The organism is Rathayibacter tritici (assembly GCF_001641005.1).
GTDB classification, from domain to species: domain Bacteria; phylum Actinomycetota; class Actinomycetes; order Actinomycetales; family Microbacteriaceae; genus Rathayibacter; species Rathayibacter tritici.
In genome coordinates this window covers 2721817-2746872 of the sequence record NZ_CP015515.1, presented here as the reverse complement: position 1 = coordinate 2746872, position 25056 = coordinate 2721817, and the positions used below count along the sequence as shown (strand labels likewise).

Here is a 25056-nt window from a genome sequence, read left to right as displayed (position 1 = left end):
CCCGTCCGTCCCGGGTCCGGCTGGTCAGCCGGTCGTGATCAGTCGGCGAGGATGAGGTACAGCGCGCGACGGGTCTCGTCGAGCTTCGCAGAGGCGGCGGCGCGCTGGGCTTCGCTCGCTCCACGGAACTGCTGAACGACACCCATCAGCTTGCCGACGTTCTCGATGAACGCCCGGTCGGCGTCGCTCGCACCGGGCGTCGCCTCCCAGGCCGCGGCGAGCTCGTCGGCGTGCTCGCGGACGTAGGTTCCACCCGCGTCCGTGAGCTGGTACTCGGTGCCGCGGCCCTCGCCGACGGCCGTGATGAGGCCCTCGTCGACGAGCTGCTGGAGGGTGGGGTAGACGGAGCCGGGACTGGGGCGCCACGAGCCGTTCGTCTTTTCGGCTATGGCCTTGATCAGGCCGTAGCCGTTCGAGGACTTCTCGGCGAGGAGGGAGAGGAGGGCCGCGCGGACGTCGCCGCGTCTGGCGCGTCCTCCGCCGCGGCCGAAGGGGCCGCCGAAGCCGGGGCCGAAGCCGGGGCCGAAGCCCGGGCCGAAGCCGAAGCCGGGCCCGAAGCCGCGGCCGTGACCGCCGGGTCCGCGTCGCTGGCCGGGGTGCTCCTGGCGGGTGGAGTGGTCGCCGTCGCAGGAGTCGCGGCGGTCGTCGGAGAAGAAGGTCCTGGGGTTCATGGGTGTGCTGCTTTCTGTCGTGGGGGATCTCTGTCGATCGAATCCGTTCGCCCGTCGGGAGCGACTGCTCACGATCTGTCGGCGATGTAGTAACGATATGTCGGCGACGGATCGACTGTCAAGACGTGAATTCCCCGTAGCCTGGAGGCTCCCCGTCGAGAGGTCCCGCATGCCGCTGCCCGACTCCGAGCTCGAGGCCTACCTCGACTCCTCCCTCCTCGCTGGAGACGTCCTCACCGGCCGCGCGTCCAACCTCGGCAACCTGCGCCGTCTCGCCGCTCGCGAGCCCGCTCACCTCTACGGGGTCGATGTCGCCGAGCACTGGACGCTCGACAGCCTGCTCGCCCTGATGGGGGAGCGCGTGGGGATCAGCACCGATCCCTCCTTCGAGAGCGGGCAGGACCGGATCGACGCCCGCCTGACGATCGCGGGACTCGCCCGCTACCGCGACCGCTTCGCCGCCGCCGTCCGCGAGGGCGCGCTGCTCCTGTTCGCCACCGCGCACCCCGCGACCCTGATGGACGTCTACCGCCGCTTCGCCGCCGCCGCGACGGAGCAGGGCGCCCGCGTGATCGACGTGAACGCCCTGCCGTTCGCCGCGCCCGACGGCATCCGGGTCCCGCTCACCGACGAGCATCAGGCCCTGTGGTGCACCGGCGGGGTGACCTGCGTCTATCGCGGGGGAGGGCTCCAGCACACCCACTCGCCGGAGCCGATGGACGCGCTGCTCGACCGCCTCGACGAGCTCGGCGTCCGCCCCGACCTGGTGATCGCCGACCACGGCTTTGCGGGCGCGGCCGGCCGACGCGGTCTTCCGGTCATCGCGATCGCCGACTGCAACGACCCCGCGGTCTTCGTCGCGGAGGCACAGGGCTCGATCGAGGTGGTCGTGCCGATCGACGACGGGCTAGCCGTGCACCTCTACGGGCCGGTGATCGACTACGTCCTCGGCGCCTTCTCGGAGCGCGCGCGCACCTGACGGATCGTAGACTCGCCTTCGGCTCGTCGTGATCCCGGATCCGGCGAGCCGACCGCGTTCCCGAGTCCCCGACTCGCCACCACTGCAGACGGAGCATCCGTGACCCAGCCCCAGGACGGCCTCCTCCCGCGTTTCGCCGTCGGCGTCGATATCGGGGGGACGTCGATCAAGGCCTCGCTCGTCGACGTCACGACCGGCGAGCGTGCGGCCCGGCGTTTCGCTGTGGCGAACCCGCTGGGCAAGGAGCCCGAAGATTTCGCCGCGGCGATCGCCGGTATCGTCCGCGATGTCTCGCCGATCGCGGGCACGCCCGTCGGTGTCGGCTTCCCCGGCATCGTCCGCGGCGGCGTCGTCCGCCAGACCACCCACGTCTCGGAGCGCTGGGTCGGCCTCGACGCGCAGGCCCTGCTGTCGGAGGCGACCGGAGTGGACGTCGTCGTCGTCAACGATGCGGATGCGGCGGGCGTCGCCGAGCGCGAATTCGGCGCGATGCGCGGCCGGGAGGGCCTGCTCCTGCTGACCACTCTCGGTACGGGCATCGGTACGGCGCTCGTGCATGAGGGTGTGGTGATCCCCAACTCTGAGTTCGGCCACCTGCACATCGACGGCCCCGACTTCGAGCCGCAGGTCGGCTTCTCCGCCGTCCGGCGCGAGGGCATCACGCTCGAGGAGTGGGCCGGGCGTCTCGGCGTCTACTACCGGCACCTCGAGATGCTGCTCTCGCCGCAGCTGTTCGTGATCGGTGGCGCGGCCGCGCACGTCTTCGACGAGTTCGCGCGCTTCCTCGACATCGGTACCGAGATCGTCCCCGCCCGCTTCGGCAACGACGCCGGATTCACGGGCGCCGCGATGGTCGCCGTCTCGCCCGACCGTCTCGCCCCCTGGTACCGCTCCACCCGCGGCGCCCGCCTCGACCCCGGCACCCCCGCCGCCCCCCACCATCGAGGGAACCCCGAGCCGTCGAGGGAACCCGCAGGAGCTGGCTCCCTCGACGAGTCGGGGTTCCCTCAGTGCGCCAGCAGGCGGCGGTAGAGGGCGTCGAGGCGGGCGGCGGCGGCCGGCCAGGAGTGGGTGGCGGCCCAGTCCACGCCGCCGCGGCCGAGGCGCGCCAGGTCACCGGGCGAGCGCAGGAGGTCGAGCATCGCCGCGGCCCACGCTGAGGGTGAGTCGGACGCGAGCAGCACGCCGCTCGCGCCCTCCCGCACCGCATCGATGAGGCCGGTTGTGCGTCGTGCCAGTACCGGCGTCCCGCTACCCGCCGCCTCGAGCGCGATCAGCCCGAAGGTCTCGGCCGCCGACGGCACGAGCGCCAGCCGCGCGCTGCGCAGCCGCAGAGCCACGGTGTCGCGGTCGGCCGGCCCCTCAATCAGCACGCGGTCGGCCAGCGGAGCCGCGGCGGCGCGCACCGCATCGAGGTACGACTCCCGTCCCGCAGCCGCCCCACCGACCAGCCGCAGCACCGGCCGCTCCGTCGGCGTCATCGCTGCGAGTGCCTGCACCGCGAGCAGCTGCCCCTTGAGCGGCTGGACCCGCCCGACCAGGACGACTCCCGAGCGCTCGCCCCCGCCCGGCCGGAACCGTGCGTCGACCCCCGGCGGCACCACGACCACCCGCGCCGGATCCGCGCCGTACCCGTCGACGACGTCCTTCCGCTCCGAGGCGCCCGCCACCACGATCGCGTCGGCCGCCGCGAGCACCGAGTGTTCCGCGTCAATCCTCTGCGGCGGCTCAGGGACGTCTCCCGGAGCGAGCCGGGCGTTCTTCGCCAGCGAACTGGAGTGCATCGAGTGCACGTGCGGCCGCCCGGTGAGCATCCCGGCGAGCCCGGACACCCAGTAGTGGGAGTGGACCACGTCCGCTCCCGCCGCGGCGCGCGCGAATTCCGGCGCCGTGGAGGCCAGCGCGTACTTGTCGCCCGGCGGCACGGGAACGCCGACCACCCGCACGCCGGGTGCGAGCATCCGCACGCCCTCGCCACGGGTCAGCACCTCGACCTCCCAGCCCAGCGCCGCCAACTCCGGCAGGATCGCCGCCAGGTAGACGTTCATGCCGCCCGCGTCGCCCGTCGAGGGCTGCTCGAGCGGGGAGGTGTGCGCCGAGACGACGGCCAGACGGGGCATTCCTCCATCGTAGGGACGGCCGTGCGTCCTCCGAGATCCCGCCCAGCGGCCCGCCGCGTCCCCGGGATCGGGTTGAATAGGCGGATGCGTTCGTTCGAGCGCGGAGAGCGTGAGGTTCATGGCCCGCCAGAGTCCCCCCGGTGAGGTGCTGCCGTCGGCCGCACCCGGGTCGGTGACCGCCGGCCACGAGCCCTTCTGGGAGCAGGACATCCGCGCACTCGTCGGCACCGCCGCGTTCGAGAAGGGCGCCGCCTACGCCGACGAGGGACGCGTCCGCGAGCTGCAGTGGTTCGGCGGCAGAACGCGCCTCTTCGGCCAGGTCCGCGGATCCGGTCGGCTGCCCTACGCGGTGAGCGTGCAGTTGCGCGACGAGGGCGAGCACTGGAGCCTGCTCGGCGGCGCCTGCAGCTGCCCGGTCAAGCGCGAGTGCAAGCACGTCGCGGCCGTCCTGATCGAGGCCCTGCGCCGCGAGCGCGAGGGCGGAGTGGCCGGCCCGTTCCCGGGTGAGGCCGCCGTCGACGCGGTCCCGGAGTGGCGCAGTGCACTCGCTCCGCTGCTCGCCGGAGCCGACCGCTCGCGGACCGGCATCCCGCTGGGCCTGCAATTCGAGCTGCTGCCCGGCGAGCCCGTGCGCCGCCCGCCCGGCCGCTACAACTCCTACCGCCCGCCGCCCGAGCCGCGCCCGCGCCTCGGCGTCCGCCCGGTGCGGATGGGCGAGCGCGACCGCTGGGTGCGCACCGGCGCGAGCTGGCGCGACCTCGGGTACCTGCATTACAGCCACGACTACGACGAGCGCCAGATCGACGTCGTCCGCGAGATGCAGGGCCTGCTCACCGGCCACAGCGCCTCCAGTTACTACTCGCCCGACACCTGGCTCTACCTCGACCAGTGCCGGAGCGAGGCGATTTGGGCGGCCCTGCACGGCGCCGTCCGCGCGGGCATCGGCCTGGTGATGGGTGATCGCGACCAGACGCCGCTGAAGATCCTCGACACCACGGCCACCGCCTCCATCGACGTCACACGCACCCCTGCGGGCCTCGAGCTGCGCTCGCTCGTCGCGATCGGTGACCACCCGGCCCCCGAGGAGTTCGGTTTCATCGGCGACCCGGCCGTCGGCCTCTACACCTGGGAGGGGGGCGATGAGCTGCGTGCCCGCCCGGTCACCCTCATCCCGTTCGCCGCGCCGCTGCTGTCCTCGGCGCGCACGTTCCTGTGGAGCCGCGAGGCCATCCGCATCCCGATGGCCGAGGAATCGGCCTTCCTCACCGAGCACTACCAGCGGCTGCATCGCCTGTTCGACATCGTCTCCCGCGACGGCTCCTTCGAGGCGCCCGCCGTGCCCGAGCCGCGGCTGGGGCTCACCCTCGAGCACACGGAGGGCGCGGGCCTGCGCGGCTCGTGGTGGTGGCGTTACGCGGTGGAGGGGGCGCGCGGCGTCGACGCCGAGCGGCTGCCGCTCCGGGTCGGCGAGGACGCCGGCTACCGCGACCTCGACGCCGAGCAGCGCATCCTCGACTCCCTCGTCGGCGCGGGCCTGGACCCGGAGTCGACCCCCGCACTGGTCTCGCCGTCGAGCAGGCGCCTACGCCCCACTTTCGACCTGCGCGGCATGCAGACCGTCGGCTTCCTCGCCGGCGAGGTCGAGCGGCTCCACGAGCTCGGCACGGTCGAGATCGAGGAGATCGGCGAGAGAGTCGAGTACCGCGAGGCGCAGACGGCTCCCGTGGTTGCCGTGCAGACCGTCGCTCAGCCCGACAGCCGCGACTGGTTCAACCTCGAGATCTCGGTCACGGTCAACGGTGAGGCGGTCCCGCTCGCCGAGATCTTCCTCGCCCTCGCCCGCGGCGACGAGTACATGGTGCTGCCCAGCGGCGTCTACTTCGCCCTTGACGACGAACGCTTCGGCCGACTTCGCGAGCTGATCGCCGAGGCCCGAGAGCTCTCGGACGACCCCGGCGAGACCCTGCGGATCAGCCGCTTCCAGTCCTCACTCTGGGACGAGCTGGTCGAACTGGGCGTCGTGGAGGCGCAGGCCGCCGCCTGGCGCCGCTCCGTCGAGGGCCTCTCCGGCTTCACCGCGACCGGTGCCCTGGAGCCCCGCGTCCTCCCCGAGGGCTTCGCCGTCGAGCTGCGGCCCTACCAGCAGCTCGGCTACGACTGGCTCTCGTTCCTCTACGACAACCAGCTCGGCGGCGTACTCGCGGACGACATGGGCCTGGGCAAGACCGTGCAGTCCCTCGCTCTGGTCAGCCGGGTGATGCAGGAGCAGCGCGCCGCGGCCCAGGAGGCGGGCACCTCGCCGCGCCCGTTCCTCGTTGTCGCGCCCACCAGCGTCGTGCCCAACTGGGTCGGCGAGGCCAAGCGGTTCGCCCCGGACCTGCGCGTGGTCGGCATCGACGAGACGTCGAAGAAGAAGCGGAAGGCGCTCTCGAGCGTCATCGGCGAGGCGGAGCTGGTGGTCACCTCCTACGCCCTGTTCCGGCTCGACTACGAGTCGTATTCGGGCATCCAGTGGTCGGGGCTCCTCCTCGACGAGGCGCAGTTCGTCAAGAACCGCCAGTCGGCCACGCACCAGCTCGCGCGCCGCCTCGACGTTCCCTTCAAGCTCGCCATCACCGGCACGCCGATGGAGAACAACGTGATGGAGCTGTGGTCGCTCCTGTCGATCGTCGCTCCGGGCCTGTTCCCCTCGCCCGCCGGCTTCGTCGAGTTCTACCAGAAGCCGATCGAGCGCGAGGCCGACAGCGAGAAGCTCTCGCAGCTGCGGCGGCGCATCCGCCCGCTGATGCTGCGGCGCACCAAGGAGCTCGTCGCGAAGGAGCTGCCGCCCAAGCAGGAGCAGACTCTCGAGGTCGAGCTCGGCCCGAAGCAGCGCAAGGTCTACGACACCTATTTAGCGCGGGAGCGGCAGCGGGTGCTCGGCCTGATCGGCGACTTCGAGAAGAACCGTTTCGCGATCTTCCGCGCGCTGACGGTGCTGCGCCAGGTCGCCCTCGACGCGGCGCTGGTCGACGAGGCGCACGAGAGCGTCCCCTCCACCAAGCTCGACCTGCTCGACGAGCTGCTGGGCGACGCGCTCGGCGAGGGTCATCGCGTGCTGGTCTTCAGCCAGTTCACGCGGTTCCTCGGCCGGGTCCGCGGCCGGCTCGACGCGGCCGGCATCGAGTACGCCTACCTCGACGGAGCGACGAAGAAGCGCGACGAGGTCATCGAGCGGTTCCGCTCGGGTGAGGCGGGCGTGTTCCTGATCTCGCTCAAGGCGGGCGGCTTCGGGCTCAACCTCACCGAGGCCGACTACTGCATCCTGCTCGACCCGTGGTGGAACCCGGCCACGGAGTCGCAGGCCGTCGACCGCGCGCACCGCATCGGCCAGACCCGCTCGGTGATGGTCTACCGGCTCGTGGCGAAGGACACGATCGAGGAGAAGGTGATGGCCCTCAAGGAGGCGAAGGCCGCGCTCTTCGCGGCGGTCATGTCCGACGACGGCGCCGCTGCCACGGGCGGGATCACCGCCGAGGACGTGCGCGAGCTGCTGGGCTGAGCGCGGGCGCTACTCCCGCACCTGCTCCAGCAGGGTCGCGACGGCGAAGCGGGTGTCGGAGGCCAGGCGCCCCAAGCGGTGTGCCGCGCGGATCGACACGGGCCGGTGGGGATGCACGAGCCGCCGGGCCGCTGTGCAGGGCAGCGCGAAGGCGGCGACGATCCCCGCGTCGATCCCGTCCAGTCCGCCGTCGTCCCGACCGAACACGAGTTCGCGGCCTTCGCGGGCGAGAGGCTCGGGCAGGTCGGCCTCGCCGATCGGGAGGCGCAGCACGGCCAACAGGCCCGCCGCCAGCACGCGGCGGGGCAGCGGGCGGCCCAGACGTTCCGCCGCGTGCACGGTGAAGAAGTCGGCCTGCCGCTCCAGGACGCCGATGATCGCCTCGGCGAGGCGCTCCATCTCGGGGTGCAGCGAGAGCCGGGCGAGCCGACGGTAGCTGTGCATCGCGATTCGCGCATCCACCGCAAGCGCCAGCGCGATCGGACCAGGGAGGGCGGCCGCGACGCGGTTCACGAGTGGGCGCGACTCGACGGTCGGCTCCGGTGGCCGGACGTCGATGCCGCGGATCTGCGGCGAGGCTGCGAGCACGTCGCCCAGCGCGTCGGCGATCCGGTGCCGCTCGGCCGCCCAGACCGTCGCGAATGAGCGGACCTGGGCGTCGGGATGGGCGCGGGCGATCGGCAGCACCCGGGCGAGAGCGGCGTGCTCGATTGCGTGCAGGTACGCGGTGGCGACGATCGCCTCGCGATCCAGCGGCACCTCCTCGAACTCGCGCACCGAGAAGTGCTCGCGCAGGGTTCCCGGCGCATGACGGCGGTGGTCGTCGAGATCGAACGGTTCCGCGATGCCCACGTCGTGCTCCTCCGCTAGGGTCGTCCTTCCATCCTGGGCCCCTCGCGAGGGAGGCGGAAGAGCACGCGCCTCTCCCCGCGACACTGGGAGCCGGTCCTCAGGCGGACACCCCCGATTCGTCACGAACGGCTGCTCCGAGCCGCCGATCTCTGGTGGGATCGGCCCCTTCTCAACCGTGCGCGTCCTAGGGGAGTAGGTCGCCGTTAACGTCCATGATGTCGTCCGGGTTGATCGGCGCCTTCCCCGTGCTCACCTGCAACGGGATCACCGCGCCCCGCAGAGCCGTTTTGCCGGTACTCGGCGTGGTCGTCAGCACGGAACCCTCGGGGATCTTGGCGGACGCGGCCGGCTCCGTGATGCCGACGACGAAGCCCGCAGCCTCCAGGGTGGCTGACGCATCGGCGACGGTCTTCCCGGTCACATCCGGCACCTCGGCGAGGGTCGCGCCGCGCGGCGAGTTGGCGAGCATCGACGCGGGCGGATCGGCGAAGTTGTCGCCGCCGTATTTCTGATCGAGCGCCGTCATGATCGGCTTCCAAATGGCGTGGCGGGCGTTCGAGGCCTTGATCGATCCCGACTCGCCGGTGATGGTCGTGAAGCGCAGGTTCTGCTTGGTGTGGTTGTCGAAGCCCTTGATGCTGCCCACCCAGACGGCGAGCGAGGCCGCCCTGCTCGCGCCGGCGGTCCAGACGTCGGCCGCCTCGTCCGTCGTCCCCGTCTTGCCGATGTGCTCGATGCCATCGCGGGGGTTCGAGGCGGTGGCGGTACCCGAGGTCATCACTCGCTGCATCGCGTACTGCATACCGCGAGCGACCTCGGGAGTCACCGATGCTCGGCAGTTCGAGTCGGGGGTGGCGACAGCGGCTCCGTCGGAGTCGGTGATCCGGTCGATGACGACGGCGTCGCAGGTCGTGCCATCGTTCGCGATGCCCGCGTACGCGCTCGCCATAGTGAGCGGGGCGATCTCGTTGGTACCCAGGACGGCGGCCGGGCCGCTACTGAGCTCCTTGCCGTTCGCGCCGTGCACTCCGAACGATTCGGCGGTCGTACGGATGTCGCAGAGATCGAGCTTGTTGGCCATGCCCATGAAGCCGGTGTTGATCGAATTGGTCGTGGACTCGAGCGCCGTCATGGAGGAGGAGTCCTCGGACGGATCGTCGTTCCTCGGTGCGAACCGCTCGCCCTGGTAGTAGCCGCTCTCGACATTGCACTTCTTGGCGTAGGAGCCGAACCCCGACGTCGGCGACGGGAACGACTCGTTGATCGTGTGCCCCGCCTTCAGCCACTGCGCCAGCGTGAACACCTTGTAGGTCGATCCGGTCTGGACGCCGGAGCCGCCCCCCATGCTGAGGTCGACGTTGAGGTTGATGGCGCTGTAGCCGGGATTGGCGGTGAGGAACTGCTCGTCCTGGCTGTACTTCGTGTTCTGCACCATCGAGAGCACGCGGCCCGTCTTGGCCTCGACGGAGGCGGCGGTCGCGCCGAGCTGGAAGCGCGGGTCCACCGAGGGAACGTAGGCGTTCAACGCCGCCTGCGAGGCCTGCTGGATGTCGAGGTCGAGGGTTGTCACGACGTCGAAGCCGCCCTGGCGGATGCGCTGGTAGCGCTCATCGTCGCTCGCTCCGAAGACGGTGTCGTTGCGGAGGACGTTGAGCACGTAGTCGCAGAAGTAGGCGGCGTCCCCGGCCGTGGTGCAGCCGGTCGAGGGCTCGGTGATGTTCGGGGTGATCGGTTCGGCGACGGCGGCGTCGTACGCGGCCTGGTCGATTCGGCCGTGCTTGAGCTCCTCCGAGAGGATGTAGTCGCGACGCTCCTTGGTGGCGGCATAGCCGTTCGCGGCGCCGTTCGTCTCATCGCCCGGATTGTCGAAGCTGAACTTCACCGGGTTGTTCACGATCGCGAGCAGCGCCGCCGCCTGGGGGGTGGAGAGCTGGCTCGCGGGGATGCCGTAGTAGTAATTGGCCGCGGCCTCGATGCCGTACACCGTGCCTCCGAAGAGGGCGATGTTGAGGTAGCCGAGCAGGATGTCGTCCTTCGACGCCTCCTTCTCGAGCCCGATCGCGAGCCGCATCTCTTTCAGCTTGCGCTCCGGCGTCGGCGCGGTCGCCTCGTCGTAGGCCTCGGCGCGCTCGGCCTTGTCGGGGATCGACTCCGCCTTCTGCACGAGGACGTTCTTGACGTACTGCTGCGTGATCGACGAACCGCCCTGGAGGTCCTCGCCCGCCAGCGTGACGGCGATCGCGCGGAGCGTCCCCTGGAGGTCGATGCCTCCGTGCTGGTAGAAGCGCGGGTCCTCGCCGGCGACGGCGGCGTCCTTCGCGGACTGCGCAACGTCGTCCCAGCCGACCTCGACGCGGTTCTGGTCGTAGACGGAGGCGAGCAGGGTCGTGCCGTTGCTCGCGTAGATGTTGGTGCGCTGCATCAGATGGCCCACGTCGAGGTAGCCGGGCAGGTTCTGGAACATGCCGATCGTGTTACTCGTGGCGAGGCCCGTCAGCGCGAGGGCCGGAGTGACGCCGACGGTGATCAGGACACCCGCTACAGCACTCATCCCGATGAAGCCCATGACTGCCCGCAGTGACATCCCGAGCGGCCGGACGGAGCGGCGGGATGCAGTGGGGAGCGTCATGGAGGGTCGTCCTTTCGACGCGGCGAGCGGCCGCGGAGATGCAGGGGGGAGGGTGGCGAGAGCCTCGCGAACAGTCGCGCGATCCCCCGCGCTCATGGTACGTGACGCGCGCGCCCGGGCGGCGTCCTCCTCCCGGTGGAGATGCGAGCTGGCGGGCGATGTGCACGAGGGGGCGCGCCCGAGGTGCTGACCTGGAGTCACTGCATCCGTATCGTGGGGGATGCGCCTGCCCGGTGGGCGCTCCAGCACCTGTTCCACCGACGGCTCCGGGGCCCCGGTCGCCCGCCCCAGCAGAAAGCGCACATCATGGCACGCATTCACGACGACGTGACCCAGCTCGTCGGCAGGACACCTCTCGTCCGCATCAACCGCCTCGACGGCGCTGATCGGGCAACGGTCCTGGCGAAGCTCGAGTTCTACAACCCGGCGAACAGCGTGAAGGACCGGATCGGCGTCGCGATCATCGACGCGGCAGAGGCCTCGGGGGAACTGCCTCCCGGCGGGACGATCGTCGAGGGCACAAGCGGCAACACCGGCATCGCCCTCGCGATGGTCGGAGCCGCCCGCGGCTACTCGGTGATCCTCACGATGCCCGAGACGATGTCCGTCGAGCGCCGGGTCCTCCTCCGGGCCTACGGAGCCGAGATCGTGCTGACTCCCGGTAGCGAGGGCATGCGCGGTGCAGTCGAGCGCGCCCGTGCGATCGTCGACAGCACTCCCGGCGCCATCCTCGCCCGCCAGTTCGAGAACGCCGCCAACCCGGAGGTGCACCGCCGCACCACGGCCGAGGAGGTCTGGGAGGACACCGACGGCGAGGTCGACGTCTTCGTGGCCGGTATCGGCACCGGCGGCACCATCACCGGGGTCGGACAGGTGCTCAAGGAGCGCAAACCCGGTGTGCAGATCATCGGAGTGGAGCCGATCGACTCCCCGCTCCTCACCCAGGGGACCGCCGGTCCGCACAAGATCCAGGGCATTGGCGCCAACTTCGTCCCCGCGATCCTCGATCGTGAGGTCTACGACGAGATCATCGACGTCACGCTCGAGGACTCGGTGCGGGTGGCCCGGGAGATGGCCGCACAGGAGGGCATCCTCGGTGGCATCTCCTCCGGCTCGATCATGTGGGCCGCGCTCGAGGTCGCGAAGCGCCCCGAGAACGCCGGCAAGACCATCGTCGCCATCGTCTGCGACTTCGGCGAGCGGTACATCTCTACCGTTCTCTACGAGGACCTCCGCAGCTGAAACCCTCGAACCACGGCAGGACGCCCCGCCCCGGACGGGACCGCCGGCCGGAGCGCCGCGTCCTATCCGGGCCGGAGGCGCCCGGAGTGCTCGCCCGGCTCCGCGAGGACGTCCGCACCGCCCAGGAGCGCGACCCCGCCGCCCGCAGCGCGGTGGAGGTCGTCTTCGCCTACCCGGGCGTGCACGCGATCTGGGTGCACCGTGTCGCGCACGCCTGGTGGCGGCGCGGTCTGCGCCTGCCCGCCCGGCTGCTCAGCCAGGCGGCGCGGGCGGCGACCGGAGTCGAGATCCACCCCGGTGCGACCATCGGTCGGCGCCTTTTCATCGACCACGGCATGGGAGTGGTGATCGGGGAGACCGCGCGGATCGGTGAGGACTGCATGCTGTACCACGGCGTCACGCTGGGCGGGAAGTCGGCCAGGCGCGAGCGCCGGCATCCCACGCTCGGTGATCGAGTGGTCGTGGGGGCGGGCGCGGTCGTTCTTGGCCCGGTCATGCTCGGCTCCGATGTCAGCGTGGGCGCGAACGCCGTCGTGGTCAAGGATGCACCCGACGGAGCGATACTCGTCGGCATTCCTGCCCGCGATCTACGCGCGCAGGGCCGTGCCGAGGACGCGCTCGCCGCGTCGGGCTTTTTCACCGACCCGTCCCTCCAGCTCTGATCTGCGTGGATCAGTCGCCTCCGCGCGGCGTGATGTCGCGTGGAGCCCCCTTGATCTGAGCGAAAGCGTCGAGCGCGTAAGCCCGTGTCTCCTTCAGGTCGACGATCGGTGCAGGGTAGGCGTCAGGACCGCCAGCGAGCGTGTCCTCGAGCGTCCACGGCTCGTGCACGGCGGCGCCCTCCACCTCGCCCAGTTCGGGCACATTGTGGCGGATGTACACCCCGGCCGGATCGAACTTCTTCGACTGGGTGACCGGGTTGAAGACTCGGAAGAACGGCGACGCGTCGGCTCCGGAGCCCGCCACCCATTGCCAGTTCGCGGCATTACTGGCCGGATCCGCGTCGACGAGTGTGTCCCAGAACCAGTCCTCGCCCACCCGCCAGTCGACCAGCAGATTCTTGATCAGGAACGACGCGGTCACCATCCGAACGCGGTTGTGCATGTACCCGGTGCGCCAGAGCTCGCGCATTCCGGCATCGACCAGCGGGTAGCCGGTGCGGCCCTGATGCCAGGCGTCGATCGCCTCTTCGCCGGGGCGGCCCCACGGGAACGAGTCGAATCGGGTGTCGAAGTTCGCGGTCGCCAGGTCCGGCCAGTGGAACAGCAGGTGGTAGCAGAACTCCCGCCAGAGCACCTCGGACAGGAACCGGTCACTCCCATCGCCGCGGTGCAGCCCCTTCGCGTGCGCCTCCTCCAGCGCGTGCCACACCTGGAACGGACTGACCTCGCCCCAGCGCAGGTGCGGCGAGAGATTCGAGGTGGCGTCCTCGGCGGGCTGGTCGCGTCCCTCGGCGTAGTCGTCGAGCTGCTCGGCGAGGAAGGCGCGCAGCCGGTCGGTCGCCGCCTTCTCGCCGGGCGTCCAGCGTTCGCGCAGGCCCTGGGCCCAGTCGGGGTGCGTGGGCAGCAGCTCCCAGTCGTCGAGGGAGTCGGAGGCGACGTCGCCTGCGTAGCCCTCGAGCGAGCGCGGGCGGGGCAGCGGCGCGCGCGGCGTCTGCTTGGCGCGGCAGGCGCGCGCGAAGGGCGTGTAGACGGAGTAGGGGCCGCCCGCGCCGGTCTGCACCGTCCACGGCTCGAACAGCAGGGAGCCCTGGTGGCTCTCGGCCTCGCGTCCGCCGTCGCGGAGCGACTCCTTCACCGCCGCGTCGACGGTGCGTTCGGCCTTTCCGTAGCGACGATTCCAGTGCACGGCTCCGGCACCGATCTCGTCGGCGAGCTGCAGGATGACGGCCTCCGCCGGTCCTCGGCGCAGGATCAGCGTCGCTCCGTGCTCCTGCAGGTCGGCGGCGAGGGCTGCGAGACTGCCGTGCAGCCACCAGCGGGCAGCGCCCCCGAGTGGCCGGATCCCCGCCGACTCTTCGTCGAGCACGTAGCAGACCGCGACCTCGCCGCCCCGGTCGACCGCGGCGCGCAGGGCGGGGTTGTCGGCCAGGCGCAGATCGTCGCGGAGCCAGACGAGGGTGGGGGAGGCGTCACTCATGATGACCCCCATGATCCGCGAATCCCGCGCCCCGGCGAAGACCTGGTCGGGCGCTGCAGCCCGTGCTAGCGAGGCGGATCAGGAGGTGGCGATGCCGTCGCGGAGCTTGTCGCAGAGCGCGGTCAGCTGCCGCAGCTCGTCCTCGTTGAGTGCACCACCGACCTGCTCCGAGATGGTCGTCATGTGGGTGAGCGCGACGCGCCGGAAGAGCGCGTAGCCCTCGTCGGTGATGGTGATGATCGTGCCGCGCGCATCCGCCGGGTCTTCGCTCTTCTCCACGCAGCCGCGGGCGGCGAGCCGGTCGATCAGCCGACTGACGCTGGGCTGGGTCAGCAGGACGTGCCGGTTCAGGTCGCGCAGGCGTGCGCGCCGCTCGGGCTGACGAGTGAGGTTGAAGAGGACGTCGTACTCATTCATCGAGATCTCCCGCGAGGGGAACTCGGTGCTCAGGGCACGCATCACGTGGACCTGGGCGCGGAAGAGCGCCTCCCACGCAGCGACGGCCTCTCTCGACCCCACTGGTCCTCCTTCGTCGCGCCAAGGAAGCGGTTCCCTGACATCCAGACGCCATACAGCCTACGCCGCGGGCATTCAGGCGCAGCTGAGGAGGAGATGGTCGCCCGGGAACGACAGAAGGCCGACCGCTGAGGCGAGCGGCCGGCCTTCCTTCCCTTGCACCAAGAGTGTCCTGCAATCACTTTTCGCGCTTCTCCGCCACAGCAAACGGTTGACGCATCTGAACTATATAACGGCCGGGTAACGGCGCAACCACCTGTTTGCTGGGAGCTCTCTGAGCCCCTCCAGTAGCTGCCCGCCGCGCCGGGGTCGCGTCAGAACAGATCTGGCGACGGCGTCGACGCGTAGCGGATGGCGACGTCCGCGTGGCGATCGAAGCGGTAGCCGACGCCGCGGACGGTGCGGACAATCTCCTCGTAGCGGCCGAGCTTGGCCCGGAGCCGACGGACATGGACGTCGATAGTGCGCTCGTTCGGAGCGTCGTCGTCGGCAGCGCCCCAGAGCGAGGCGATGAGCTCGGCGCGCTCGATGGTGCGGCCCTCGCGGAGCACGAGGTACTGGAGAAGCTCGAACTCCTTGTACGTCAGGGCGGTGGTCTCGTCGTCGAGGATCACGCGCTTGCGCGAGATGTCGATGACGACTCCGCCGGGCGCCCGATCGAGGTCGGGTTCGGCGTCCGCGCGGCGCTTGGCAACGGCGGCCGGATCCTGGAGCGCGAGGCGGACGACGTCGACGTCACGGCCGCCGACGCCCTGCGGGGCGAGAGCAACGGAGGCGTAGGTTTCGGCGTCGGGCGCGAGTTGGGCCGTAATGCGCTTGAGCTCGTCGACCAGGCGGCCGAGGTCGACTCCGGCGGCGCGGGCCTTGGCTTCGTCAATGCCGACGTAGAGGGCGAATCCGCGGGCCTCCGTCCCCTGGGGGACGGCGCGGAGGCGGGGTGCGGCGGGGGGGTCGCCGACTGGCTGGAGGCGGGGAGCGCCTGTGGTGGCGGTGGTGGGGACGGTGCGGGGGTGGAGGAGGGTCATGACGAGTCCTTGGCTGGTCGGATCCGGGACGAGTGTCCGTGGGGGCGGATCCGGGTGTGCGCGATCGAGCCGATCCGCGAAGCGCGGTAACGGCAGAGACGGATGCAGGGCATCCAGGGGATCGTCCGCGCCTGCGACGCTCAGCTGATCGAGAGGATCAGCGGGCGGAGGCGATGCGGGGATCCGGCGAGGTCAGTTCCTCATGCACACATTCGACAGCACATGACGGGGCCACCGGCCATCATCATGCCGGCATTCCCGGAGGCCTCGAGGGAGGTCAGGGCGTGCAGGGTGTCAGTCATGCTCGACAGTAAAGCCCAGGCTGGTGCCGTGCGTCAACACGTCCGTGCGCGGAGGCGGCGCGCCGCGATGCATCGCGACGGCTGTCGCCAGCGCCGATGTACGCGTCATCCTGCGGGTTCCGCGGGTGCGACGGGCTCGAGGGTGTATTTCTTCTTCGGGTCCCAGCGGGGGATGGTGCCTTCGTCTCCGGGGACGACGATTCCGGCGGCGCGTTGCGCGTTGTCCTCCTTGAGCAGGGCGATGGCGTCGCCGGGCGCGCAGCGCGCGACGGCGCCGACCCGATAGGTGTCTTCGGCGGAATGGGTGTCGAAGTCGGCGCGGAGGACGGGGCCGCCTTCTCCGTAGACGGTGGGCCAGGGGGTGGAGTCGGCGATGCGGACGCTCATGCCGAGGGATTCCCAGTAGGTGGCAACCTTTCGGGCGTCGCCGGCGGGATCGGTTTCGCGGGGCGCCCAATGGTCGAAGCTGTAGCTGGCTCCTTTCTCTCCGCCGCCGAGTCCGCAGCTGTCGGGTGCCGCGCCGCCGGACTTGGGCCACCAGCCCGTGATGTCGAGCTGCTGGGTGGTGTCTTTAACGAACGCGATAATCGAAGCTCGTCCCTCGGTAGGTGTCGTGGTGGTCATCGGTGTCGGTTCCTCCGGATTCTCGGCTGCGCAGGCTGACGTCAGGAGCAGGACGACGGCGAGCCCGCCCGTTGCAACGATGCCACTTCTTCTCTCAGCTTTAGTCGCCATCAACAAGCTCTCCTACCCGTTTCTGCAACTCTGTGGGCCCCAGCGGCACGTAGTCAGTCACGGAGTCCAGATCGCCTCGCAAGATCCGGGCAACGTTGTTGAGTGACTCCGTTTTCACGTCGAAGTACCCCGCCCTGTCGCCCGTATCGCTCTCCACCGCCCCGTGGGCCGAGACCGGCCGACCGTTGTCGCCACCGTTCTCGACTCCGAAGACGTGGGCTCCGAACCCCGGCAGGACGGGATTCACATGGTGATCCTCACTCGCCCCCCCGTCCCACATAGGCCAGCTCGTCGCCGCTGCTGTTCTCTCCGGGGAACTTGGGGCGGCCCTGGCCGGCGTAGACGCCGTCGGCGTGAAGATCGGATGCGTTGTCGACAGAGTCGGGGAGCCCCGCGGAGCCGAGGGTGATCAGGGAGCCGAGCTGCACGTCCGGTCGGGTCGCCGCGACGGCGGCGACGGTGCTGCCGTAGGAGTGCGCGACGACGTTCGGGTGGGGGATCGAGTCCCCGCGGACGGCGGCGAGTCCGCCGAGAGCGGCGGCGAGGCGGGTGGCGCCTGCGACCGCGTCGTCCGTAGTGAGCACCGACATGTCCAGGTCGACGCCGATCGGATTGGGCGGCGTCTCGTAGCCGATCCAGGCGACGACCGCGTGCCCCGGCGGCAGCAGCGACTGCAGGTTCTGCGAGGCTCTCGTCCAGTCGGTCGTCGTCGCGGTCGTCTGCCCCATCCCGGGGACCGCGTAGGTGACGTCGGTCGCGGTGTCGAGGTCGCCGATCGAGACCGCGGCCAGGGGCGGGTCGTCGTCGGTCAGCGAGATCAGGAACCTGGGGTTCCGGCCTTCGAACGACGCCAGGGAATCGTGAATGTTCGCGAGGACGGCGAGTCGTCGCTCGATGTCCGCGAGAGCCGGCCCCACAGCGTCGGCACTGCCCGTGCCCGGAGTGATCGCGCGCAGGGCGTCCCGCTCGGCGGTCAGGCTCGCGAGCTCCGCCTCGAGGCGGAACGCGTTCGCCACCGACCGGGCACCGTAGGGAATGCCCTCGAGATTCCCGATCACCAGCGGCAGCGCCGTCAGCAGCTCGTGCTGGCGGGACGAGAACGGATCGACAGAGTCGGCTGCGGGGTCAAGGCTCTGCCACCACTCGTGTACGACGGCGGGTGGCATTCTCTGGATCTGCGCGGCCAGAGCGGGCGACGCCGCGAGCATCGCCGCGAGGTCTCCCGCGGGGACGGACGCGAGGATGGCGCGCAGCGCCTGATCGGTGGGGGGAGCGAACCGGGTTCGAGCGAGATCGAGACCCGGCGAGGAGAGCGAACCACCCCCGGCCGCGCGGAATGCGTCGGCGATCGCCTCGACCCAACTGGCCTCCTCGCCGTTCACGGTCACGAAGCGCTCGAAGGCGTTCAGGAAGGTGCAGTTCTCGATCGGGACCCAGGAGCACGCGTCCGTGAAAGACGCCCAGGAGGCGCGGACGCTGGTCAGCCGCTCCTGCATCAGCGCGCCGAACGCCCGCGCCGTCGATGCGTAGACGACGAGATCGTCCGGGTCGGCGGAGGTCCTGCCGTGCCCGAGTGGGCCCGAATGCTGCGTCGTCGTTCGCGGCGGCTCCTGGATCGCGAAGCCGGCGTTGATGACCGGCGCAGGAATCCGGTCCTCGGACGGACGCGGATCGACCAGCATCCCCTCGTCGGGCTGGACGCCGAGGCCGGCGAGCGGATGAGAACGTCGGCGCTGCTCCCGCTCGGCCTCGCGCACGTTCCAGGCCTCGAGTGCGGCGATGCGAGCCCGCTCCTTCTGAGCGGCGTACGACGTCTCGCAGATACGGTCGGCCAGGTCCCAGAGCGACCGGGAGAGGCCGACCCGGTTCTCGGAGCCGACGATGCAGGCGGTGCGGAACAGATCGGCGTACGGGCCGGTGAAGTGCTCTACGGCCGTGCCCATCGCGCCGCTCCAGGCGACTCCGTGATCCCTCAGCGAATCGCTGGCGTTGCGCAGAGTCTTCGCCAGGTCGTCGGCCGTCGCGTCGTCGAAACGGAACTCCATCGCGCCTCCTTCGTGAGTGAATGTCACGAGAATAGAGACGCACGGAGGACAGCGATCGATCTGGCGCGGAACGCGGCTCAGGGCTGGGCGAGGGGAACCGGGGCCCGGGCCGCTCGAGCGGAAGGTGCCTGACGCGGGCTCCGCAGCCCGCGGGGTCAGCCCGCCAGACCGTAGAGGCGGTCGCCCGCGTCACCCAAGCCCGGCACGATGTAGCCGAGCTCGTTGAGCTTCTCGTCGAGGGAGCCGAGGACGATGGTCACGTCGCGGTCGCCGAAGGCCTTCTCGACGGCGGCCAGACCCTCGGGGGCGGCGAGGAGGCAGACGGCGGTGACATCCACGGCCCCGCGGTCGAAGAGGAACTGGATGGCGGCAATGAGCGAGCCGCCGGTCGCGAGCATCGGGTCCAGGACGAAGCACTGCCGATTCGACAGGTCCTCGGGCAGTCGCTCGGCGTACGTGGTCGGCTCGAGGGTTTCCTCATTGCGCGCCATGCCCAGGAAGCCGACCTCGGCGGTCGGGATCAGCTTGACCATGCCCTCGAGCATGCCGAGACCTGCGCGGAGGATCGGGACGACGAGCGGCTGCGGGTCGCTGAGCGCGAGGCCGGTGGTCTGCGTCACAGGAGTGTCGATGGTGACGGTGCGGGTGCGGACGCCGCGGGTGGCTTCGTAGGCGAGGAGCGTCATCAGCTCTTCGGCGAGCTGACGGAAAGTAGGGGAGGGAGTGCGCTTGTCACGAAGCACGGTGAGCTTGTGGGTGATCAGCGGGTGGTCGGCTACGTGGACGCGCATAAGCTCAATCTACTGGCCGCGGTCGTACCGACCGGCCCGAGCGGGGCAGCGACCGCGGGAGGGGGGAGCGATGCGCGACAGCGATCTGCGCGTCCCCCCGCACTCCGACGAGTGGATGGGCCTGGCTCTCGACGAGGCGCGTCGGGCCTGCGGTTGGGGAGACGTCCCGGTGGGCGCGGTGGTGCTGGACTCGGAGGGCGCCGTGCTCGGGCTCGGGCGCAACGAGCGGGAGTTGCGCCGGGACCCGACGGCCCATGCCGAGGTGGTCGCGATCCGCGCGGCGGCCCAGGCTCGGGGCGACTGGCATCTCGAGGGCTGCACACTGGTGGTCACCCTGGAGCCGTGTGTGCTCTGCGCAGGTGCGATCCTCGCGGCACGGATCGAGCGGGTCGTGTTCGGAGCATGGGATGAGAAGGCCGGGGCGTCGGGATCGGTGCACGACCTCCTCCGCGACCGCCGGCACAATCACGTGGTCGAGGTATACCCCGGGGTGCGTGCCGAGGAGAGCTCGCGGCTACTGCTCGACTTCTTCGCCTCGCGCCGCTGACGGCGACCGCCCTCCGCTCGGAGCGCGCAGCCACTCGGCGAGTGCGAGCCGCGTCGCCGCGTGCATCCGCTCGAACCGGCCGACCGCGAGGTCGCCAGCGAGAACTGCCGCGTCGTAGCCCGCCGCTCCCGCATACTCCCCGTCGCCCTCGAGCCACTGCGCCGCCATCGCGCCGGTCAGCTCCGGGTGGAACTGCACGGCGAGCAGCCAGTCCTCGACCGCGAACGCCTCCACCTCGCCCGCCGGCGACGAGGCCAGCAGTGCGGCTCCGAGCGGCAGAGCGAAGGTGTCGCCGTGCCACTGCATGACGTCGACAGTGGCGAGGTGGCGCAGCGGGGAGCGCGCGCCCGCCTCCGTGAGCACGATGGAGCGGAAGCCGACCTCGCGGGTCGCTCCGGGGTGCACTGACTCACCGAGGGCCGACGCGATCAGTTGCGCACCGAAGCAGACGCCGAGGGTGGGACGGCGGTGGTGCAGCCGGTCCTGCAGGAGGGCGATCTCGGGGTTGATGAAGGGGTGTCGCGAGGTCTCGTAGACGCCGGCGCTGGAGCCGAGCGTGATGACCAGGTCGGGGGCGAGGATGTCGATCGCGTCGAGATCCGTCCCGGCGATGGCGTCGACCACGAAGCCCTCGGCCGTCAGCATCGGCTCGAGCGCGCCGAGCCCGGCACCGCGCTCGTTGACGATCGCCAGTGCCCGCCGCACGTCAGGCGCTCTCGTGCGGTGCCGGCGCGGTGGCAGCCGGCGGCGCGGCGGTCGGAGTCGCGGCGCTCGACTCGGCCGGTCGGGACGGCACCGTCGCCGTCCGCCCGAGGTCGACGTCCGGTTCGAGGTAGATCGTCGTCGCCGCGGGGACCGCCTCGCGGACGCGCTGCTCCGCCGCGTCGATCCCGGCGGCGACGTGCCCGAGGGTGTCGGCGGCCGGGAACGCGAGTTTCGCGGCGACGAGGATCTCGTCGGGCCCGAGGTGCAGGGTGCGCATGTGGATCACGCGCTCGACATCGTGCCCAGCCTCGAGCGCGGCGCGGATCGAAGCGACGTTGGCGGAAGTCGCCCCCTCGCCGACCACGAGGCTCTTCGTCTCGACGCCGAGGACGATCGCCACCACGATCAACAGGGTGCCGATCATGATCGTGCCGATCGCGTCGTAGACCGAATCGCCCGTGATCACGCTCAGCCCGACTCCGAGCAGCGCGAACGTCAGGCCGGTGAGCGCGGCGACGTCCTCGAGTAGCACGACCGGCAGCTCGGGCGCCTTCGCGCGGCGGATGAACGGGAGCCACGACTGCGAGCCGCGGACCCGGTTCGACTCCTTCACTCCGGTGCGCAAGGAGTAGCCCTCGAGGCAGATCGAGATCACCAGGACCAGGATCGGCAGCCAGGCGTTGTCGAGCTCGTGCGGCTCGGCGATCTTCTCGATGCCCTCGTACAGCGAGAAGACGCCGCCGACCGAGAACAGGATGATCGAGACGACGAAGGCGTAGACGTAGCGCTCGCGTCCGTAGCCGAACGGGTGCTCCTCGTCGGCGACTCTCCTGGATCGACGGCCGCCGAGCAGCAGGAGCAGCTGGTTGGCGGAGTCGGCGAGCGAATGCACCCCCTCCGCCAGCATCGAGGCGGATCCGGAGAAGAACCAGGCGATGAACTTCGTCAGAGCGATGCCGAGGTTGGCCGCGAGTGCCGCGATGATCGCGGTGCCGCCTCCGGATGCGCTCACGTGGTCTCCTCGGGCTCGCCGCTGGATGGTCGGGCCATCCTACGAGGCCCGGACCGGCCCCGGACCCCCTTGCTCGCGGGGCTGTTCGTAGGATGAGCGGCGTGATCGATGCGCCCGTGCTGCTCCCGTCCATCGCCGTCCTCGGCCTCGGCTCGATGGGGGGCGCGATCCTGACGGGCCTGCTGGATCCCGGCGTGCGCGTCGAGGGGGGCGTGCGGGTGACCAACCGCGACTCCGCGAAGGCCGCCGCCTGGGACGGCCACCCCGTGGTCACCGCGTTCGCCACCGGCGACGACACCGAGGCCAACCGGCGCGCGGTCGAGGGTGCGGCGATCGTGCTCGTGGCCGTCAAGCCGCACCTGGTGCCCGATCTGCTCGACGACATTGCGGACGCGCTCGCTCCGGGCGCCGTGGTGGTCAGCGTCGCGGCCGGAGTGACGGTGGCGACGTTCGAGCGGCACCTTCCCGCGTCGGTTGCCGTGCTCCGCTCGATGCCGAACACTCCCGCGGTCGTCGGCCGTGCCGTCACGGGACTCAGCGCGGGAACTCGGTCGAGCGACGAGGACCTGGCGCTCGTGCGCCGCCTGTTCGAGACGGTCGGCGAGGTGGTCGAGGTGCCGGAGTCGCAGCTCGACGCGCTCTCGACACTCTCGGGATCAGGGCCGGCCTACGTGTTCCTGCTGATCGAGGAGCTGATCGCCGCCGCGCTCGCGAAGGGCTTCACGTCGGAGCAGGCGTCGACTCTGGTGATCGGCACGTTCCGCGGCGCCGTCGAGTTGCTCGCCCACTCCGGCGAGGAGCCCGCTGAGCTGCGCCGCCGTGTTACGAGCCCGAAGGGCACCACCGAGCGGGCCGTCGCGGTCCTGCAGGAGGCGGACCTCGCCGCGCTCTTCACCCGCGCGACCGACGCCGCCCTGGCCCGCGCCCGCGAGCTCGCCGCCTCCTGACCCCGCTCCTTTGCCCTCCGCCCCTCCCCGCGAGATGCCACTTGTGAGGGCGACACGCCGGAGGAGGCGTGCGTAAGTGGCATCTCGCGGAGGGGGAGGGGAGGGGGCTAGGAGCCGAGGGCGGCGAAGCGCTCGATGTCGCTGGGGGTGCCGCTGACGACGATGAGGTCGTGGTTGGAGACGACGGTCTGCTCGGTCGCGTAGGTGAACGGCTTGCCGGGGCTCTTGACGCCGACGACGGTGACGCGGTGCTTGCGGCGCACGCCCGACTCGGTGAGGGTGAGACCGCGGATCGGCTTGGGCGGGTACATCTTCGCGAGCACGAAGTCGTCGTCGAACTCGATGAAATCGAGCATGCGCCCCGAGACCAGGTGCGCCACGCGCTCGCCCGCCTCCGCCTCGGGGTAGATCACGTGGTTCGCGCCGATCCGCTCGAGGATCTTGCCGTGCGAGCGCGAGATCGCTTTCGCCCAGATCTGCGGGATCTTGAGGTCGACGAGGTTCGCGGTGATCAGCACGGAGGCCTCGATCGAGGAGCCGACCGCGACGACGGCGACCTGGAAGTCCTGCGCGCCGATCTGCGCGAGAGCGTCAAGGGAGCGTGCGTCAGCCTGCACCGCGTGGGTGACCCGCTCCGACCACTTCTGCACGAGCCCGGCGTCGGCGTCGATGGCGAGGACCTCGCGGTCGAGACGGTCGAGCTGGCCGGCCGTGGCTGCTCCGAAGCGCCCAAGGCCGATCACCAGCACCGGGGCGTCGTACCTGATGCGGTCAACCAACGATGGGCCTCTCTTCCGGTCGTCTGAACAACTGCCTCCGCTGGCTGGCGGCGAGCGCAGCGGCGAGAGTCACGGTACCAACGCGGCCCATGAACATCGTCAGCGCCAGGATGTACGCCCCGGACGGCGGCAGCTCGGCCGTCAGCCCTGTCGACAGTCCGGAGGTGGCGAAGGCGGAGATGACGTCGAAGAGCACGTGATCGAGCGAGGCCTTCGTGATGTGCAGGATCAGGACCGAGGACACGGCGACCGTCGTCGCTCCCCACAGGACGACCGAGACGGCCAGGCGCAACACGTCGTTGGGGATCCGACGCCCGAATGCCTCCATATCGTTGTTGCCGCGCGCCTCGGCGAAGGCGGCCAGGAACAGGATCGCGAGGGTGGTGACCTTGATCCCGCCCGCGGTCGAGGCCGACCCGCCGCCGATGAACATCAGCATGTCGGTCACGAGCAGGCTGGACCCGTTGAGGTCGGGCACCGAGATCGTCGAGAACCCGCCCGAGCGCGTCATCGTCGAGAGGAAGAAGGACTGGAAGACGGTGTCTCCCGCGTCCAAGCTGCCGAAGGTCTTCGGGTTGTCGAACTCGAGCACGATGTAGAGGACTGCGCCGGCCACGAGCAGGATCACGGAGGTGACCAGCGTCAGCTTGACGTGCACCGACCACTTGCGCGGGCGTCTCCAGCCGCGCGAGAAGGCGTAGATCACAGGGAAACCGATGGCGCCGAGGAAAACGCCGACCATCAGGATCCCCAGAAACCAGTAGTCGTCCTCGAACGGTGTCAGGCCCGCGGCGTTGGGCGCGAAGCCGGTGTTGGTGAAGGCCATTGCAGAGTAGTAGAAGGAGTGCCAGACGGCCTCGCCGATCGGGATGCCGTCGATCAGCATCCGCGGGAACAGCAGCAGCGCGACGACGATTTCGATCGCGGCGGCGCTGATCGCGACGGTGGCGAGCAGGCCGCCGATCTCGCCCAGGCGCACGGCCTGGCCCTCGGCGACCGGCCCAGAGTGGATCCGCAGCGGGTTGGAGTCGCTGGCGACCATGAGCTTCGCGCGCAGTCCGAGGCGGCGTGAGATCGCCAGGCCCATGATCGAGGCGAGGGTCAGGACACCGAGCGCACCGATATTGACGCCGATGAAGATGATCGAGTGCCCGAACGCCGACCAGTGCGTCGCCATGTCCACCGTCGCGAGCCCGGTCACGCAGATCACCGACATCGCGGTGAAGAAGGCGTCGTGCAGCGGAGTGACGGTGTCGGTGGTGCTCGACACGGGGAGCGAGAACAGCAGGGTGAACACGAGCACGAGTGCCGAGAAGATGAGGATCGCGAAGCGGGACGGTGAGCGTCCGGCGAAGTCGTCGATCAGGTCGCGGGCCCGCTCGAATCCCGACCAGGGGGAGACGGGCGAGACGCCCACGGGGCTGCGGAACTGCTGCCGAACCACCACGGCGGATCCTCCACTCGATCGCGGCCATGCTA

22 protein-coding genes are annotated in these 25056 nt (G+C 70.5%); 7 read left to right on the top strand and 15 right to left on the bottom strand.

The features are described from left to right. Positions 1–38 precede the first annotated feature (38 nt). On the bottom strand, positions 39–671 hold the full coding sequence (locus A6122_RS12455; protein ID WP_084416039.1) for a PadR family transcriptional regulator: 633 nt from the start codon (positions 669–671) through the stop codon (positions 39–41). Between the two features lie 169 nt (positions 672–840). On the opposite strand from A6122_RS12455, the gene A6122_RS12450 reads away from it, so the two are divergent. Next, a complete protein-coding gene (locus A6122_RS12450) occupies positions 841–1650 on the top strand; it encodes a phosphatase (protein WP_068255459.1) in 810 nt (269 codons plus the stop codon). Between the two features lie 99 nt (positions 1651–1749). Beyond that, the gene (locus tag A6122_RS12445; RefSeq protein WP_068255458.1) at positions 1750–2682 is read left to right on the top strand and encodes an ROK family protein; all 933 of its coding nucleotides are present in this window, start codon (positions 1750–1752) and stop codon (positions 2680–2682) included. On the opposite strand, the gene A6122_RS12440 is transcribed toward A6122_RS12445, so the two are convergent. Next, on the bottom strand, positions 2658–3770 hold the full coding sequence (locus A6122_RS12440; protein WP_068255455.1) for a glycosyltransferase: 1113 nt from the start codon (positions 3768–3770) through the stop codon (positions 2658–2660). The two genes, A6122_RS12445 and A6122_RS12440, sit on opposite strands and share 25 nt — an antisense overlap. 118 nt (positions 3771–3888) lie before the next feature. Between A6122_RS12440 and A6122_RS12435 the strand changes: the two genes are divergently transcribed. Further along, positions 3889–7311 carry a DEAD/DEAH box helicase gene (locus A6122_RS12435; RefSeq protein WP_068255452.1) on the top strand — a complete coding sequence of 1141 codons (3423 nt, stop codon included), beginning with the start codon at positions 3889–3891 and terminating at the stop codon, positions 7309–7311. 9 nt (positions 7312–7320) lie between these two features. On the opposite strand, the gene A6122_RS12430 is transcribed toward A6122_RS12435, so the two are convergent. Together A6122_RS12430 and A6122_RS12425 are read right to left on the bottom strand one after the other, a co-directional pair. Beyond that, entirely contained in the window at positions 7321–8163 is an 843-nt protein-coding gene (locus A6122_RS12430; protein WP_068255450.1) for a hypothetical protein, read from the bottom strand. Positions 8164–8347: 184 nt separating this feature from the next. Then, positions 8348–10792: a transglycosylase domain-containing protein gene (locus tag A6122_RS12425; RefSeq protein WP_068255447.1), complete on the bottom strand. Its 2445-nt coding sequence runs from the start codon at positions 10790–10792 to the stop codon at positions 8348–8350. 306 nt (positions 10793–11098) lie between these two features. On the opposite strand from A6122_RS12425, the gene cysK reads away from it, so the two are divergent. Continuing rightward, a complete protein-coding gene (gene cysK / locus A6122_RS12420) occupies positions 11099–12034 on the top strand; it encodes a cysteine synthase A (RefSeq protein WP_068255444.1) in 936 nt (311 codons plus the stop codon). 86 nt (positions 12035–12120) lie between these two features. Beyond that, entirely contained in the window at positions 12121–12696 is a 576-nt protein-coding gene (gene epsC, locus A6122_RS12415) for a serine O-acetyltransferase EpsC (protein WP_068255440.1), read from the top strand. A gap of 10 nt (positions 12697–12706) precedes the next feature. Here epsC and A6122_RS12410 read toward each other — a convergent pair whose 3' ends face one another. The 7 genes from A6122_RS12410 to upp all read right to left on the bottom strand — a co-directional run bounded on the left by A6122_RS12410 (position 12707) and on the right by upp (position 19587). Then, positions 12707–14173, bottom strand: a complete 1467-nt coding sequence (locus tag A6122_RS12410) for a cryptochrome/photolyase family protein (RefSeq protein ID WP_068257632.1) — start codon at positions 14171–14173, stop codon at positions 12707–12709. A 78-nt stretch (positions 14174–14251) separates the two neighbouring features. Beyond that, the gene (locus tag A6122_RS12405; protein ID WP_084416207.1) at positions 14252–14632 is read right to left on the bottom strand and encodes a MarR family winged helix-turn-helix transcriptional regulator; all 381 of its coding nucleotides are present in this window, start codon (positions 14630–14632) and stop codon (positions 14252–14254) included. Between the two features lie 371 nt (positions 14633–15003). After that, a complete protein-coding gene (locus tag A6122_RS12400; RefSeq protein WP_068255431.1) occupies positions 15004–15714 on the bottom strand; it encodes a winged helix-turn-helix domain-containing protein in 711 nt (236 codons plus the stop codon). Positions 15715–16121: 407 nt separating this feature from the next. Next, complete coding sequence (locus A6122_RS12395; RefSeq protein ID WP_068255429.1) at positions 16122–16640, bottom strand: hypothetical protein; 519 nt, start codon at positions 16638–16640, stop codon at positions 16122–16124. A gap of 100 nt (positions 16641–16740) precedes the next feature. Further along, on the bottom strand, positions 16741–16998 hold the full coding sequence (locus A6122_RS12390; RefSeq protein ID WP_146085016.1) for a hypothetical protein: 258 nt from the start codon (positions 16996–16998) through the stop codon (positions 16741–16743). Positions 16999–17008: 10 nt separating this feature from the next. Next, complete coding sequence (locus A6122_RS12385; RefSeq protein ID WP_068255420.1) at positions 17009–18796, bottom strand: alpha/beta hydrolase; 1788 nt, start codon at positions 18794–18796, stop codon at positions 17009–17011. A 155-nt stretch (positions 18797–18951) separates the two neighbouring features. Further along, positions 18952–19587: a uracil phosphoribosyltransferase gene (gene upp / locus A6122_RS12380; protein ID WP_068255419.1), complete on the bottom strand. Its 636-nt coding sequence runs from the start codon at positions 19585–19587 to the stop codon at positions 18952–18954. A gap of 70 nt (positions 19588–19657) precedes the next feature. Here upp and A6122_RS12375 point away from each other — a divergent pair, with 70 nt between their 5' ends. Continuing rightward, complete coding sequence (locus tag A6122_RS12375; RefSeq protein ID WP_068255418.1) at positions 19658–20134, top strand: nucleoside deaminase; 477 nt, start codon at positions 19658–19660, stop codon at positions 20132–20134. Here A6122_RS12375 and A6122_RS12370 read toward each other — a convergent pair. Continuing rightward, positions 20102–20839 carry a glutamine amidotransferase-related protein gene (locus tag A6122_RS12370; RefSeq protein WP_068255416.1) on the bottom strand — a complete coding sequence of 246 codons (738 nt, stop codon included), beginning with the start codon at positions 20837–20839 and terminating at the stop codon, positions 20102–20104. The two genes, A6122_RS12375 and A6122_RS12370, sit on opposite strands and share 33 nt — an antisense overlap. Before the next feature lies 1 nt (position 20840). Beyond that, a complete protein-coding gene (locus A6122_RS12365) occupies positions 20841–21851 on the bottom strand; it encodes a cation diffusion facilitator family transporter (protein ID WP_084416034.1) in 1011 nt (336 codons plus the stop codon). 92 nt (positions 21852–21943) lie between these two features. On the opposite strand from A6122_RS12365, the gene proC reads away from it, so the two are divergent. Next, a complete protein-coding gene (gene proC / locus A6122_RS12360) occupies positions 21944–22798 on the top strand; it encodes a pyrroline-5-carboxylate reductase (RefSeq protein ID WP_068255413.1) in 855 nt (284 codons plus the stop codon). A gap of 107 nt (positions 22799–22905) precedes the next feature. On the opposite strand, the gene A6122_RS12355 is transcribed toward proC, so the two are convergent. Both A6122_RS12355 and A6122_RS12350 read right to left on the bottom strand, forming a co-directional pair. Then, positions 22906–23577, bottom strand: a complete 672-nt coding sequence (locus A6122_RS12355) for a potassium channel family protein (protein ID WP_068255410.1) — start codon at positions 23575–23577, stop codon at positions 22906–22908. Beyond that, the gene (locus A6122_RS12350; RefSeq protein WP_237358282.1) at positions 23570–24943 is read right to left on the bottom strand and encodes a TrkH family potassium uptake protein; all 1374 of its coding nucleotides are present in this window, start codon (positions 24941–24943) and stop codon (positions 23570–23572) included. The genes A6122_RS12355 and A6122_RS12350 overlap by 8 nt, the downstream gene beginning before the upstream one ends. Between the last annotated feature and the right edge of the window lie 113 nt (positions 24944–25056).

What these genes read in the sequence shown, in the direction of transcription:
- A6122_RS12435 (WP_068255452.1), top strand. Translation starts at nt 3,889, where the DNA reads ATGGCCCGCCAGAGTCCCCCCGGTGAGGTGCTGCCGTCGGCCGCACCC.
- A6122_RS12410 (WP_068257632.1), bottom strand. Translation starts at nt 14,173, where the DNA reads ATGAGTGACGCCTCCCCCACCCTCGTCTGGCTCCGCGACGATCTGCGC.
- A6122_RS12405 (WP_084416207.1), bottom strand. Translation starts at nt 14,632, where the DNA reads ATGCGTGCCCTGAGCACCGAGTTCCCCTCGCGGGAGATCTCGATGAAT.
- A6122_RS12455 (WP_084416039.1), bottom strand. Translation starts at nt 671, where the DNA reads ATGAACCCCAGGACCTTCTTCTCCGACGACCGCCGCGACTCCTGCGAC.
- A6122_RS12440 (WP_068255455.1), bottom strand. Translation starts at nt 3,770, where the DNA reads ATGCCCCGTCTGGCCGTCGTCTCGGCGCACACCTCCCCGCTCGAGCAG.
- A6122_RS12395 (WP_068255429.1), bottom strand. Translation starts at nt 16,640, where the DNA reads ATGACCACCACGACACCTACCGAGGGACGAGCTTCGATTATCGCGTTC.
- A6122_RS12450 (WP_068255459.1), top strand. Translation starts at nt 841, where the DNA reads ATGCCGCTGCCCGACTCCGAGCTCGAGGCCTACCTCGACTCCTCCCTC.
- cysK (WP_068255444.1), top strand. Translation starts at nt 11,099, where the DNA reads ATGGCACGCATTCACGACGACGTGACCCAGCTCGTCGGCAGGACACCT.
- proC (WP_068255413.1), top strand. Translation starts at nt 21,944, where the DNA reads ATGAGCGGCGTGATCGATGCGCCCGTGCTGCTCCCGTCCATCGCCGTC.
- A6122_RS12425 (WP_068255447.1), bottom strand. Translation starts at nt 10,792, where the DNA reads ATGACGCTCCCCACTGCATCCCGCCGCTCCGTCCGGCCGCTCGGGATG.
- A6122_RS12400 (WP_068255431.1), bottom strand. Translation starts at nt 15,714, where the DNA reads ATGACCCTCCTCCACCCCCGCACCGTCCCCACCACCGCCACCACAGGC.
- upp (WP_068255419.1), bottom strand. Translation starts at nt 19,587, where the DNA reads ATGCGCGTCCACGTAGCCGACCACCCGCTGATCACCCACAAGCTCACC.
- A6122_RS12375 (WP_068255418.1), top strand. Translation starts at nt 19,658, where the DNA reads ATGCGCGACAGCGATCTGCGCGTCCCCCCGCACTCCGACGAGTGGATG.
- A6122_RS12385 (WP_068255420.1), bottom strand. Translation starts at nt 18,796, where the DNA reads ATGGAGTTCCGTTTCGACGACGCGACGGCCGACGACCTGGCGAAGACT.